The sequence below is a fragment of the Streptomyces sp. NPDC088350 genome (assembly GCF_044753545.1).
Taxonomy (GTDB): domain Bacteria; phylum Actinomycetota; class Actinomycetes; order Streptomycetales; family Streptomycetaceae; genus Streptomyces.
In genome coordinates this window covers 1-13,215 of the sequence record NZ_JBIVNL010000010.1, presented here as the reverse complement: position 1 = coordinate 13,215, position 13,215 = coordinate 1, and the positions used below count along the sequence as shown (strand labels likewise).

The 13,215-nt window shown below is 72.5% G+C and carries 13 protein-coding genes and 1 pseudogene; 4 read left to right on the top strand and 10 right to left on the bottom strand.

The features are described 5' to 3' along the window. Window positions 1–54 precede the first annotated feature (54 nt). The 6 genes from ACIQBL_RS32390 to hrcA all read right to left on the bottom strand — a co-directional run bounded on the left by ACIQBL_RS32390 (window position 55) and on the right by hrcA (window position 5,206). Complete coding sequence (locus ACIQBL_RS32390) at window positions 55–567, bottom strand: hypothetical protein (RefSeq protein WP_401947926.1); 513 nt, start codon at window positions 565–567, stop codon at window positions 55–57. 143 nt (window positions 568–710) lie between these two features. After that, the gene (locus tag ACIQBL_RS32385) at window positions 711–1,103 is read right to left on the bottom strand and encodes a VOC family protein (protein WP_401947923.1); all 393 of its coding nucleotides are present in this window, start codon (window positions 1,101–1,103) and stop codon (window positions 711–713) included. A gap of 15 nt (window positions 1,104–1,118) precedes the next feature. Next, on the bottom strand, window positions 1,119–1,868 hold the full coding sequence (locus ACIQBL_RS32380; protein ID WP_401947920.1) for a 16S rRNA (uracil(1498)-N(3))-methyltransferase: 750 nt from the start codon (window positions 1,866–1,868) through the stop codon (window positions 1,119–1,121). Further along, a complete protein-coding gene (locus tag ACIQBL_RS32375; RefSeq protein WP_401947917.1) occupies window positions 1,865–2,941 on the bottom strand; it encodes a nitronate monooxygenase in 1,077 nt (358 codons plus the stop codon). The genes ACIQBL_RS32380 and ACIQBL_RS32375 overlap by 4 nt, the downstream gene beginning before the upstream one ends. Window positions 2,942–3,052: 111 nt before the next feature. Next, window positions 3,053–4,189 (bottom strand): molecular chaperone DnaJ, encoded by a 1,137-nt coding sequence (dnaJ, locus tag ACIQBL_RS32370; RefSeq protein WP_043676480.1) that lies wholly within the window; start codon window positions 4,187–4,189, stop codon window positions 3,053–3,055. Beyond that, window positions 4,190–5,206, bottom strand: coding sequence for a heat-inducible transcriptional repressor HrcA (gene hrcA / locus ACIQBL_RS32365; protein ID WP_019074081.1), 1,017 nt, complete (start codon window positions 5,204–5,206; stop codon window positions 4,190–4,192). It abuts the gene before it with no gap. Between the two features lie 173 nt (window positions 5,207–5,379). On the opposite strand from hrcA, the gene ACIQBL_RS32360 reads away from it, so the two are divergent. Further along, window positions 5,380–6,102 carry an MBL fold metallo-hydrolase gene (locus ACIQBL_RS32360; RefSeq protein ID WP_401947914.1) on the top strand — a complete coding sequence of 241 codons (723 nt, stop codon included), beginning with the start codon at window positions 5,380–5,382 and terminating at the stop codon, window positions 6,100–6,102. Window positions 6,103–6,136: 34 nt separating this feature from the next. Then, entirely contained in the window at window positions 6,137–6,946 is an 810-nt protein-coding gene (locus ACIQBL_RS32355; protein ID WP_401947912.1) for a DUF3097 domain-containing protein, read from the top strand. Here ACIQBL_RS32355 and ACIQBL_RS32350 read toward each other — a convergent pair. Both ACIQBL_RS32350 and hemW read right to left on the bottom strand, forming a co-directional pair. Further along, window positions 6,924–7,514 carry a Uma2 family endonuclease gene (locus tag ACIQBL_RS32350; RefSeq protein ID WP_401947909.1) on the bottom strand — a complete coding sequence of 197 codons (591 nt, stop codon included), beginning with the start codon at window positions 7,512–7,514 and terminating at the stop codon, window positions 6,924–6,926. The two genes, ACIQBL_RS32355 and ACIQBL_RS32350, sit on opposite strands and share 23 nt — an antisense overlap. 103 nt (window positions 7,515–7,617) lie before the next feature. Further along, window positions 7,618–8,850, bottom strand: a complete 1,233-nt coding sequence (hemW, locus tag ACIQBL_RS32345) for a radical SAM family heme chaperone HemW (protein WP_401947907.1) — start codon at window positions 8,848–8,850, stop codon at window positions 7,618–7,620. A gap of 172 nt (window positions 8,851–9,022) precedes the next feature. Between hemW and ACIQBL_RS32340 the strand changes: the two are divergent. Then, window positions 9,023–9,739 (top strand): annotated as a pseudogene (locus ACIQBL_RS32340) (L,D-transpeptidase family protein); the annotation flags it as partial. 10 nt (window positions 9,740–9,749) lie between these two features. Here the strand turns inward: ACIQBL_RS32340 and ACIQBL_RS32335 are convergent. Further along, window positions 9,750–10,871, bottom strand: a complete 1,122-nt coding sequence (locus ACIQBL_RS32335) for a Dyp-type peroxidase (RefSeq protein WP_401948785.1) — start codon at window positions 10,869–10,871, stop codon at window positions 9,750–9,752. A 65-nt stretch (window positions 10,872–10,936) separates the two neighbouring features. On the opposite strand from ACIQBL_RS32335, the gene ACIQBL_RS32330 reads away from it, so the two are divergent. Further along, entirely contained in the window at window positions 10,937–12,295 is a 1,359-nt protein-coding gene (locus ACIQBL_RS32330; RefSeq protein WP_401947905.1) for a nitrous oxide reductase family maturation protein NosD, read from the top strand. Here ACIQBL_RS32330 and ACIQBL_RS32325 read toward each other — a convergent pair. Next, a complete protein-coding gene (locus ACIQBL_RS32325) occupies window positions 12,263–13,099 on the bottom strand; it encodes a hypothetical protein (RefSeq protein ID WP_401947902.1) in 837 nt (278 codons plus the stop codon). The two genes, ACIQBL_RS32330 and ACIQBL_RS32325, sit on opposite strands and share 33 nt — an antisense overlap. Window positions 13,100–13,215: the final 116 nt, after the last annotated feature.

The following is a 13,215-nucleotide window of genomic DNA, read 5'->3' as shown; positions in this document are numbered from 1 at the left end:
AGGACAGCGGTTTGGATCACTTGCCCTCTATGGGTGCCCTCCGCGGGCCGGCGGTCACTTGCCCTCGACCGGCCAGCAGGTCGGGTCGCCCTTGCACCAGATCGTCTTGGTGACCGTGACGGTGACGGTCGGTCCCGGGCCGTAGGTGAGGGTCGGGTTCGGGTTGTTCACGGACGACGGCGTCGCCGCGTTGCAGTCGCCGAGCCCGGTCACGTGGAACACCTGCTTGCCGCCCACCTTGGCGACCAGGTCACCGCGCACACACGCGCCGTCGACGGCCCGCGTGACCTTGCCGGTGACGGTGATGGCCCGGTTGTCATTGGTCTGGCCCTGGCAGTCGACGGAGACGACCGTGCTCTCGGTCGGCGAGGGCGTCTTCCCGGGCGTGTAGGCCTTGTTGCCGCTGCCGTAGTTGCCCGTGCAGGTCAGATAGCGCACGCCCACATGGTCCCGCTTGAGCTCCGCGGTCGCCGTCTTGTCGGTCGTGTACGCCACGGTCGCCGCGCTGAGATCACCGGGCCGGCACGCGACGACTCCGCCCGCGGTCACCATCACGAGCCCCGCCACAGCGGCCACTCGCCGCCCGCGCGGCCGACGCCAAACCTGCCTCAACGCCCCCATGGACGGCAGCCTGCCACCGTCGGGGCGCACACGGAAGAGCGCATACGGCCACCCGCGCGCCGGGGGCGCGGCACCCGGCGCACGATCCGTCAGCCCTTCAGCAGCAGCCACTCCTGAAGCTCCACCACATTGCCCTCGGGGTCCTTGAGATGCGCGACCCGCATCCGCTCCGTCATCGGCGCGGGCCCGTGGAGCAGGGTGGCTCCCCGCTCGGCGATCTGCTCGCAGTAGGCGTCCAGGTCGTCCACCCGCAGCACCACGAGCGAGCGGTGCCCGGTCACCAAGTCCCCCAGTTCACCGAGGACTTGGGCCATCATCGCCCGGTCCTGCAACGCGATCCCGGCCGACCCGACGGTGGGGCTGAACTTCTCGTACGGCCCCTTCGCCGCCCCCGACTGCGGCTTCAGGCCTAGGACTTCGGCGTAGAAGCGGTAGCAGGCGGCGAAGTCGGTGACGAGCAGGCGTACTTGGGCGAGTTCCACGGCGATCCCCCTGGTTCAGGACCAGCGTCCGGTGCGGCCCAGGAGCAGGGCCGTGGCCGCGGTCCCGGCGGTCGATGTGCGCAGCACGCTACGCCCGAGCCGACAGGCCTTCGCCCCGGCCTCCTCGAAGAGGGCCAACTCCTCGGGGGAGACGCCTCCTTCGGGTCCCACGACCAGCACGATCTCGCCCTCGGCGGGGAGTTCGGCGGTGGCGAGGGGCTCGCTGCCGTAGTCGCGGTCCTCGTGGAGGACGGCGGCGAAGTCGGCTTTGGCCAGAAGTGCGGCAACCTGCTTGCTCGTCGCCGCGTCCGCGACCTCCGGGAAGCGCAGCCGGCGGGACTGCTTGCCGGCCTCGCGGGCGGTGGCCCGCCACTTCGCGAGGGCCTTGAGACCCCGGTCGCCCTTCCACTGCGTGATGCAACGGGAGGCCGCCCAGGGGACGATGGCGTCGACACCGGTCTCGGTCATCGTCTCCACGGCCAGCTCGCCGCGGTCGCCTTTGGGGAGGGCCTGGACGACGGTGATGCGGGGCGACTCCGCCGGCTCCTCGGAGACCGGGGTCATATGGACGATCAGCCGGTCCTTGCCCTCGGTGCCGACCACTTCGCACACCGCGTAGCGTCCGGCGCCGTCGGTGAGGACGACCTCCTCGCCGGTCCGGAGCCGCTTCACGGAGACCGCGTGCCGCCCCTCGGGACCATCGAGGACAAACTGTCCCCCGCCGCCCGCGCGGAAGTCCTCGACCACGAACACCGGCGCGGTCATCGGAGATCGCCCCCTGCCGACAACGCTGTCCGGGCGGCGGCCAGTTCGGCGACCAGGACCTCGACCAGCCGGCCGGCCGGCAGCTCGCGTGCCATGCGGTGGCCCTGTCCGGACCACAGCGCCATGCCCTGCGCGTCACCGGCCTTGGCGGCGGCCTTGCGCAGCGGGGAGGTGAGGTGGTGGATCTCCGGGTACGCGGCGGGGGCGTACGGGCCGTGCTCGCGCATGAAGCGGTTGACCAGGCCGCGGGCCGGGCGGCCGGAGAACGCGCGGGTCAACTCGGTACGGGTGAAAAGAGGGTTGGTGAGCGCCTGCTTGTGGAGCAGGTGGGCGCCGGACTCCGGTGTGGCGAGGAACGCCGTGCCGAGCTGGGCCACGCTCGCGCCCGCGGCGAGGGCGGCGGCGATCTGGCTGCCGCGCATCAGACCGCCGGCGGCGACTATCGGGAGGCTCACGGTCTCGCGGATCTGGGCGACGAGGGAGAGCAGGCCGACGCCGGCGCCGTCGTTCTCCGGCAGGTCGCGGTGGGTGCCCTGGTGGCCGCCGGCCTCGATGCCCTGCGCGATCACCGCGTCGGCGCCGGCCCGCTCCACGGCGAGGGCCTCCTCGGCGGTGGTGGCGGTGACGAGGGTGAAGGTGCCGGCCCGGCGCAGCGATTCCAGTACGCCGGACGTCGGGACGCCGAAGTGGAAGGAGGCCACCTTCACCGGATTGTCGAGCAGGACGGACAGTTTGGCGTCGTAGCCGTCCTCACGGCCGCTGTCCGGGTCGCCGAGTTCCGTGTCGTACCAGGAGGCCTCACCGGCGAGTTGGTGGGCGTAGACGTCGACGGCGGCCTTGTCCGCGTACTCCGGCTGCGGCATGAACAGGTTCATGCCGAAGGGGCGGGTCGTCAGACTCCGCAGCTGCTTGATCTCCTGGTACATGCCGTCGGCTGTTTTGTACCCGGCGGCGAGGAACCCCAGCCCGCCGGCCTCGGACACGGCGGCCGCGAGACGCGGGACGGAGACACCGCCCGCCATGGGGGCCTGCACGATCGGATGAGGGAAGAGATCGGTCAGTGCGGAGGACATGACGGCATGTTGTCACGTCCTCCGAACAAGTCCGAATCCGGCCTTCCGCCCGGCATAGGACAGATGCAAGCCCGGGAAAGGGCACGCTTCACGCCGGGGCGGACAACCGGATCAGCGACCGTTGAACGCGTCCTTCAACCGGGAGAACAGGCCCTGCTGCCCCGGCTGGAACGTCCCCATGGGGCGCTCCTCGCCGCGCAGTTTCGCCAGTTCGCGGAGCAGTCGTTCCTGTTCCACGTCGAGCTTGGTCGGGGTGGTGACCTCGACGTGGACGATGAGGTCGCCCCGGCCGCCGCCGCGCAGATGCGTGACGCCCCGGGTGTGCAGCGGGATCGACTGGCCGGACTGGGTGCCCGGGCGGATGTCGACCTCCTCCATGCCGTCGAGCGTCTCCAACGGCACCTTCGTGCCCAGGGACGCCGCCGTCATCGGGAGGGTGACCGTGCAGTGCAGGTCGTCGCCGCGGCGCTGGAACATCGCGTGCGGCAGCTCGTGGATCTCGACGTACAGATCGCCTGCGGGGCCGCCGCCGGGGCCGACCTCGCCCTCGCCCGCGAGCTGGATCCGCGTGCCGTTGTCGACACCGGCCGGGATCTTGACCGTGAGCGTGCGCCGCGAGCGGACACGGCCGTCACCGGCGCACTCCGGGCACGGCGTCGGCACGACCGTGCCGAAACCCTGGCACTGCGGGCACGGGCGGGACGTCATGACCTGGCCCAGGAAGGACCGGGTCACCTGCGAGACCTCCCCGCGACCGCGGCACATGTCGCAGGTCTGGGCCGAGGTGCCCGGCGCCGCGCCCTCGCCGTTGCAGGTGTTGCAGACGACGGCCGTGTCGACCTGGATGTCCTTCGTGGTGCCGAAGGCCGCCTCGTCGAGCTCGATCTCCAGCCGGATCATGGCGTCCTGGCCCCGGCGGGTGCGCGAGCGCGGTCCGCGCTGCGACGCCGTGCCGAAGAACGCGTCCATGATGTCCGAGAAGTTCCCGAAGCCGCCCGCGCCGAAGCCGCCGGCTCCGCCGCCGCCCGCCTGCGAGAGGGGGTCGCCGCCGAGGTCGTAGACCTGCTTCTTCTGCGGGTCCGAGAGCACCTCGTAAGCGGCGTTGATCTCCTTGAACCGCTCCTGGGTCTTCGGGTCCGGATTGACGTCCGGGTGCAGCTCGCGCGCGAGCCTACGGAAGGCCTTCTTGATCTCATCCTGCGACGCGTCGCGACGCACGCCGAGAACGGCGTAGTAGTCCGTGGCCACTTAGGACTCCGCCAGGATCTGTCCGACGTACCGTGCCACTGCGCGTACCGCTCCCATCGTTCCCGGGTAATCCATGCGGGTCGGTCCGACCACGCCGAGCTTGGCGACTGCCTCGCCGCCCGAACCGTAGCCGACCGACACCACGGAAGTGGAGTTGAGCCCCTCGTAGGCGTTCTCGTGACCGATCCGTACGGTCATGCCCGAATCCCCCGCCTCACCAAGCAACTTGAGGAGGACGACCTGCTCCTCCAGGGCTTCCAGGATGGGGCGGATGGTGAGGGGAAAGTCATGTCCGAAGCGGGTGAGATTGGCGGTGCCGCCGATCATCAGCCGCTCCTCGGTCTCCTCGACGAGGGTCTCCAGGAGGGTGGAGAGCACCGTCGCGACCGTGCCGCGGTCCTCGTTCTCGAAGGCCTCCGGCAGGTCCTGCACGAGCTGCGGTACGTCCGCGAAGCGGCGGCCCGCGATCCGGCTGTTGAGCCGCGCGCGCAGATCCGCGAGCGAGGACTCCCCGAACGGCGCCGGGCAGTCCACCATGCGCTGCTCGACCCGCCCGGTGTCCGTGATCAGCACGAGCATCACGCGCGCGGGGGCGAGCGACAGCAACTCCACGTGCCGCACGGTCGAGCGGGTCAGCGAGGGGTACTGGACGACGGCGACCTGCCGGGTGAGCTGCGCGAGCAGCCGTACCGTACGGCCGACGACGTCGTCGAGGTCGACCGCGCCGTCGAGGAAGTTCTGGATGGCCTTGCGCTCGGGGCCGGTCATCGGCTTGACGCCGGCGAGCTTGTCGACGAACAGCCGATAGCCCTTGTCCGTCGGGATGCGCCCGGCGCTGGTGTGCGGCTGGGCGATGTAGCCCTCGTCCTCCAGGGCCGCCATGTCGTTGCGCACGGTCGCCGGGGAGACGCCGAGGCTGTGCCGCTCGGTGAGCGCCTTGGACCCGACCGGCTCCTCGGTGCCGACATAGTCCTGGACGATGGCGCGCAGCACCTGAAGCCTGCGTTCGCTGAGCATCGCGCACACCTCCAGTTCTGGTCGCCGTTTTGTTGCCGGGCTGCCCTTTCCTGGCACTCTGTGCGCGTGAGTGCCAGCGTTCCCCGGCCCAGTGTACGGCCGTGAGGTACACCCCGGGCAAGGCCGGTCCTGCGATGTCACGCCCTGGGTGCCGTCACCGTTAGCGTCGCCGTATGACGGTGACTTGGGAAGAGGCGGGGTGGGAGCGGCTGGCCGCCGGGGTGGGCCGGTGCCGGCTGCCTGGCTGGGACTGCACGGTCGGGCTGGTCGTCGGGGCGGGCTCGGCGCTGATGATCGACGCCGGGTCGAGCCTCGCGGAGGGCGCGCGGTTGCGCACGGAGGCGCGGGCGCTCGCCGGGCACGCTGTGACCCATCTCGCGCTCACCCACGCCCATTTCGACCATGTCTTCGGGGCGGCGGCGCTCACGGGCGCGGAGGTGTTCGGCGCGGCGGGCGTGGAGCGCGTGCTGACGGACGGGCGGGAGGCCCTACGGAGGGACGCCGTCCAGAACGGTCTCCACGCGCGCGTGGCCGACGAGGCCGTAGCCGCTCTGCCGTACCCGCGGCACCTGGTGCCGGACGATCGGCCCCTCTCCCTGGGCGGCGACCGGGAGGTCCTGCTGGCGAACGCCGGGCCCGGACACACGGCCCACGACCTCGCGGTCCTCGTCCCCGGCTCCCCGGCGGTCGTGTTCTGCGGCGACCTGGTCGAGGAGTCCGGCGAACCCCAGGCGGGCCCCGACGCCGTACCGTCGCTCTGGCCGGCGGCGCTCGACCGGCTTCTCTCCCTGGGCGGCGAGGACGCACTGTACGTGCCCGGTCACGGAGCGGTGGTCGACGCGGGGTTCGTGCGGGCCCAACGGGACGCGTTGGCAACGCGTTTCGGCGTGTCGTGATGACGGTCGGCCCGGTTCTCCTATCGTCATCCGAATGCGCCAGTACTCCGCCGACCTGACCCCGCCGTGGAAGAAGCCCAAGCCCGTCCCCGAGGTCGCCGCGGAAGCGGGCCTGGTGGTCGAGGAGCCCGGCACCGGTTTCTGCGGCGCGGTGATCCGCTGCGAGGCCGGCACGGTCACCCTGGAGGACCGCTTCGGCAAGCACCGGGTGTTCCCGATGGAGCCGAGGGGCTTCCTCCTGGAGGGCCGCGTGGTCACCCTGGTCAGGCCTGTGTCGAGTCCGCTACGGCCGACCCGTACGGCGTCCGGTTCGGTCGCCGTCCCCGGCGCACGCGCGCGCGTGGCCCGCGCCGGGCGCATCTACGTGGAGGGCCGGCACGACGCGGAACTCGTCGAGCGGGTGTGGGGCGACGACCTGCGCATCGAGGGCGTGGTGGTCGAGTACCTGGAGGGCGTCGACGACCTGCCCGCCATCGTGGACGAGTTCGCCCCCGGCCCGGACGCGCGGCTGGGCATCCTGGTCGACCACCTGGTGCCGGGCACCAAGGAGTGGCGCATCGCCCAGTCGGTCACCAGCGAGCACGCTCTCGTCGTCGGCCACCCCTACATCGACATCTGGGAGGCCGTGAAACCGTCCTCGGTCGGCATCGCGGCGTGGCCCCGGGTCCCGCACGGGCAGGACTGGAAGACGGGGGTGTGCCGGGCACTGGGTTGGCCGGAAAACACCGGTGCGGTGTGGCAGGCGATTCTGGCCAAGGTGACGTCGTACAAGGATCTTGAGCCGGAACTGCTGGGGCGGGTGGAGGAGTTGATCGACTTCGTCACGGATAGCGGTGAGGCTTGACCTTCTCATAGGTGGCGAATTCGCTGGTGTCCAGTTCGATACCGATGGGCTCCAACGGCGCGAGGTCGCCGAACTTGGTGATCCGCTGGCACTGGTAGTCCGCGTCCTCCCCATGCCCCGTCGGCTCAGTAAGCAGTACGCACTGGGCCATGATCGGATCGATGATCAGGTACCCGGGTACCTTCGCCGCCGCGTAGATCGAGCGCTTGACTCCGTAGTCGCGATCCACACTGGTCTTGGAGACGACCTCCAACAGCATGGTGATGACCTCGGACGGCATCAGCCTTCCGTGACCGGGCCCGACACCTCGCTCAAGCACCACAAGGTCCGGCTGCGGCTCACTGGTCTCCTCAAGGATGGCGATGTCCTGCGTCTGGAGTCGCCGCCAGCGCCGACGTGGGATCTGGTCCACGACCGCTTCCACGATGTCGTTGTGAGCCACATCCGGCCCCGCCATCATCACGATTTCCCCCCGGAGAAGCTCGACCTTGAATTCCTCGGGAAACTCAAAGTTCTCGAAGAACTTCACGATGTCGGTGGTCATCGGTCGGTCGTCCACAGCGGTCATCTCCGCAACCTCCGGTTTCCACCACCGAGTAATTACGGCGGCAGCCTACGAACCAGGTTAGGGACCGAACCCGCGTTCCGCACCGATTCACTCCCCCGAGTGATCAGTCCACCAGGTCCCGCACCACCGCATCCGCCAGCAACCGCCCGCGCAGCGTGAGCACGGCGCTCCCCTCCTCGTACGGCCCCGCCTCCAGCAGCCCCTCCCCCAGCGCCCGGCGCGAAGCGGCGAGCCCCTCCGGCCGGAGCAGGTCCAGCGGTACCCCCTCCCGGAGCCGCAGCTCCAGCAGGATCCGCTCCACCCGCCGGTCCTCCTCGGAGAGGATCTCCCGGCCCGCGCCCGGGGAACGGCCGGCCGCCAGCGCCCCCGCGTACGCGCCCGGGTGCTTGACGTTCCACCAGCGCACCCCGCCGACGTGCGAGTGCGCTCCGGGGCCCGCGCCCCACCAGTCGGCGCCGCGCCAGTACAGCTCGTTGTGGAGACAACGGCCGGATTCCGACGTCGCCCAGTTCGAGACCTCGTACCAGTCGAAGCCCGCCGCCGACATCACCTCGTCCGCGATGAGGTACCGGTCGGCGTGCACGTCGTCGTCCGTCATCGGGACCTCGCCGCGGCGGATGCGGCGGGCCAGCCCGGTGCCCTCCTCGACGATCAGGGCGTACGCGCTGATGTGGTCGGGGCCCGCGCCGAGGGCGGAGTCGAGGGACGCGCGCCAGTCGTCGTCCGTCTCGCCCGGGGTGCCGTAGATCAGGTCGAGGTTGACGTGGTCGAAGCCGGCCGCGCGGGCCTCCGCCACGCAGGCCTCGGGGCGGCCGGGGGTGTGGGTGCGGTCCAGGACCTTCAGGACGTGCTGTTTCGCGCTCTGCATGCCGAAGGAGACGCGGTTGAAGCCGCCCTGGCGGAGGGCGGCGAGGTAAGCGGGGTCGACGGACTCCGGGTTGGCCTCCGTGGTGATCTCCGCGTCCGGCGCCAGGCCGAACTCGTCCCGGATCGCGCCCAGCATCCGTACGAGATCGCCCGCCGCGAGCAGCGTGGGCGTGCCGCCGCCGACGAAGACCGTGCGGACCGGGCGCGGGTCGTCGCCGAGGACCTTGCGGGCCAGGCGGATCTCGTCGATCAGGGTGTCCGCGTAGTTGTCGCGGGAGGCCAGCACTCCGCCCGTGCCGCGCAGCTCGGTCGCCGTGTAGGTGTTGAAGTCGCAGTAGCCGCAGCGGGTCGCGCAGTACGGGACGTGCAGATAGAACCCGAGGGGACGGTCCACGGCCCCGGCGAGCGCCTGTGCGGGCAGTGCGCCGTCGTCGGGGACGGGATCGCCGTCGGGGAGTGCGGAAGGCATGTCCTCCATTGTCCCGTACGCTCGCCCCGGCCACGGACGGCCCAGCCCGAGCGGACGGAGCGGACGGTGTGCCGTATTCCTGGAAGCCGAGGCGGAGGCCGCGAACTACCCGGGAGGCTCAGTGGGAACACCCCGAACGGAAATCCGCGCAGAAGGCCGAACAGGGAGCCGAATACGGAGGCGAACAGGGAGCCGGCCAGGGTTCCGTGCGGGAAGTCCGGCAGCGGTCCTCGTCGTCGCCCTGACGCTCACCGCCGGGGCCGCCCCCGCCCCCTCGACCGACCCTGCCCCCTCGGCCACTCCCACCACCTGCTCCACCGGCACCGGCCCCTACCAGCGCGAGTTGGAGAGCTACCTCCGGCTGCCGCCGGACGGACACCAGTCCCCCGCCGACTGCGCGGCGATCAGCGCCTTCCAGTCCCGCAACGGCATACGGCCCGCCGACGGCTACGCCAGTCTCGCGACCTATCGCACGATGCTCGTCGTCCAGGCCCGGCCGGACCCGAACGCGGCCGGGAACTGCCCGGTCCGCGACTACAAGGTGGCCTGCGTGGATCTGGACCGGCAGCTGATGTGGGTCCAGGAGGGCCGGCGGGTGACGTTCGCACCGGTGCCCGTCCGCTCCGGGCGCGACGGCTACGAGACCCGTACCGGCTGGTTCTCCGTGTACTGGCGCGACCAGGACCACTACTCCGACCTGTACGACAACGCGCCGATGCCCTACTCCCAGTTCTTCAGCGACGGGCAGGCCTTCCACGGCAGCCTGGTCGACCTGTTCAAGGGCGGATCGCACGGCTGCGTCAACCTCCAGCTGACCGACGCCCGACGGCTGTGGGACGAGCTCACGGAGGACGACGCGGTGTACATCTGGGGCACGAAACCCGGCACGGAACGCGGTCTCAGGCCAGCAGCGGAGCGCCCGGATCCGCATGGGAACCCGCCCCAGGCAGTACATACGCCACCGCCGAACCCCGGTGCTCGGTGAACCGGCTCAGGTCGTCCCGCACCGCCAGCCGCTGCTGCACCCGTACGAACAGCGCCGGGTCCCGCATGAAGGCGAGGAACAGCAGGCCCCGGTCGCCGGGGCCGTCGTCGTAGGAGTAGCCGCGGCGCAGCATCCGGGCGCCCGCGTCGAAGCGGGGGCTGGCCGCGTGGACGTGGGAGCGCAGCGGGGTGACGTACCGGCCCTGCGGTGTCTTGGCGAAGATGTCCACGTGGTCGCCCTCCCGGCCGCCGCCCAGTGGGGCGCCGTCGGCCCTGCGGCGGCCGATGACCTCCTCCTGCCGGTGCGCGGCCAAGCGCGCGAACGCCTCGACGCGCAGCCGGACACGCCGTACGACGAGGAAGGTCGCGTCCTGCGACCACACCCAGCGCTCGCACTCGTCGGGCGTCGGGTTCCCCGTGCCGTCCTTGAAGCCGAGCAGGTTGCGCGGGGTGGAGCCGTCGGGCGTCGGCGGCAGGAACCCGGCCTGCCGCCAGCGTGGCCGCAGTACGTCACCGGCCAGCCGGCTCAGTTCGGCGGCGGCACCGGCGGCGCTGCGGGCGTCGTCGGCGCAGACCTGGAGGAGGAGGTCGCCCCCGCAGCGGGCGGGGTCCAGCCGGTCGCCCGGGAAGGGGGGCAGCTCGTCCAGGCCCGCGGGCGCCGGGAGGCCCAGGCGCCCGGGCAGCCGGGGGCCGACGGCGACGGTCGCGGTGAGGTGCGCGCCCGGGTCCGGCGCCTGGGGGACGGCTCGGCGCCACCTTCGGAGCACTCCCCGCAGCGCACGCGCCCCCGCCGCGCCGCGCAGGCCGGCGTGCAGGTCGTACGCCATGACGAGTACCGCGGCCTGCTGCGGTGTCGTCACCCCGGCCTGCCGCGCGCCCTCGAAAGCGGGCCCGCGCCGCCCGGGCGCCGGGTCGTCGCGCGTGCAGCCGGCCGCCGTCACGGCGGGGGGAAGCAGCGCGGCGGCCAGGACGTGCCGGCGGGCGAGGCCGGTCCGGGCGGGAACGTCAGGCGTGTCGAATCCGGCATTCGTTGCCATAGGCACGAAAGGGACGATACATCTGCGGGGTGCGACCCAACCGTTTCCCGCGTCCCCTCCGCCTTGTGTCCCGAGCAGCGGCCCTGCTCCTGGCCACAGCCGTCCTCACCGCCTGCGGTGCCGCCCTGGGCGGCGGTGCGCCGGGCGGCTCGGCGGGTGCCGCCGTCGTCCGTGTCCCGCAGGACGCCGCGTCCCTGCGGGAGGCGGTGGACCGGGTGCGGCCCGGCGGCCTTGTCCTCGTGTCGCCGGGCGTCTACCGGGAGAGCGTGACCGTCGCCAAGCCGGGCGTGGTGCTGCGCGGCACCGACCGTTCGGCGGTGGTCGTGGACGGGGAGTTCAAGCGTCCCAACGGCATCACCGTCACCGGCGCGGGCGCGGCCGTGGAGAACCTGACCGTACGCGACCATCTCGCCAACGGCGTCCTGTTCACCGGCGTGACGGACGCGACGCTCCAGGCGGGCCGCGCCGGCGGCTCGGCGTACGACCCGCTGGACACGGTCAAGTTCCCACCCCTCAAGGGCTTCCGGGCCTCGTACGTGACGGCCTACGACAACGCCCTGTACGGCATCTACGCCTTCGACGCCCGCTCCGGTGTCATCGAGCACTCGTACGCCTCCGGGCAGGCCGACTCCGGCATCTACGTCGGCCAGTGCCGGCCCTGCGACACCGTCGTACGGCACAACACCGTCGAGCACAACGCGGTGGGCCTGGAGGTCACCAACGCCTCCGAACGGCTGTATCTGCTGGGCAACCGCGCCTCCCACAACCGGGTCGGCCTCACCCTCGACTCCAACGACCTGGAGGCACTGGGCCCGCAGCACGGCGCCGTCGTCGCGGGCAACGCCTTCACCGACAACAACGACGCGGCGAGCCCCGAGCAGGCCGACGGCGGCTTCGGCATCGGCATCGGCGCGGGCGGCGGCCGGGACAACGTGATCGAGCGCAACCTGATCAGCGGCAACCGGTCGGCCGGCGTCCTGCTGAGCGACGTCCAGGGCTACCCCGCCCGCGGCAACACCGTGCGCGCCAACCGGGTCACCGGCAACGGCACCGACCTGGTCCTGTCCACCGGCGCCCCGGCCGGCAACTGCTTCGCCGGCAACGCCGAGTCGCACAGCAGCCCGGGGGACCTGTCCGGCATCGCGGGCTGCGACCGGGCGACGGGTGCGGGGACGACCGCGGCGCCGGACACCGCCGCCCCGGCCGAGCCCGGCACCGGCCGCCCGCCCCTCGGCCGCGCCCTGCCCGTCCAGGCTCCCCCGGGCATCTCCTTCCAGGACGTCCCCGCGCCCCCGGCCCAGCCCGCGATGCCCGGCGCCCCCACAGCGGCTCCGCGCCCCGCGACCGGCCTGCCGGGCCATGTGGAGCCTGGGGCCTTCCGGCTCCCGAAGTCACCGACCGCGGTCCCGATCCGCACCGGCTGAGCCCGACCGCCGTTTCCACGGCCCGTCCGGCAGCTTCCCCGGCACATGCCCCGCCGTCACATCGACCTGTACCGTCCGGCCCGGCCCGAGGTCCGCGGTGAGGCGGCGGAGATCGCCGTCCGCGTCGATCCAGTACGTCAGGGGAGAGCGCCCGGACGCCGACGGCGCCGTGGGGCGGCCGGCGCCCTGGGGGCGGGGTCGCGGCCCGGTGAAGACACCGTACGAACGACCGTCGATCCGGTCGTCCCGCAGCCACAACGGGCCCGACTGTGCGAGGAGTTGGGCGTTGTCGGGCCGGTCGGCCGCCATGGACGTCGTCAGCCGCAGGGCGATGTCGAGCGGATCCCCGCTGAACCCCCGCCGCACCCACTCCCGCTCCCCCACGCCCCGGACCGCCCGCCGCAGAGCCCCGGCCCCGATCCCGGCGCCACCGGCGGCCACCCCCGCCCGCCGGCCCCGCGCGACCGCCACGCCCCCCAGGTCCCAGGCGAGCACGCCCCGCCCGTCGTTCCCCGCGCCCGCCACCTCGTACGTGCCGACCGCCCGGTGCGTGCGGTGGTCGACGACGGCGTGGATCACGGTGGTTCCGCCCGGGGTCACCGCCCGGAGGGTGACGGCCGACGGGCTCGCGCGGTACGTACGGAAGCGGGCCAGCGCCATCCGCTGGGCCTCACCGGCCGAGACGGCCCGCGGCCCGTCGTCGCCCCCGGCCACGAGGACGGCAACGCAGGCGCCGACCGCCGCGAGGCCGACGAACGCGGCCACCACCCGCCGGACCGTCTTCTTCTTCGCCTTGATACGCATGACACGTCTCTACAGGCGGGGGGGGGGGGGGGCCCCCCCCGCCCCCCCCCGCGCCCCCCCCCCCCCCCCCCCCCCCCCCCCGCCCCCCCCCCCCCGGGGCGCGGGCGCTCCCGCCC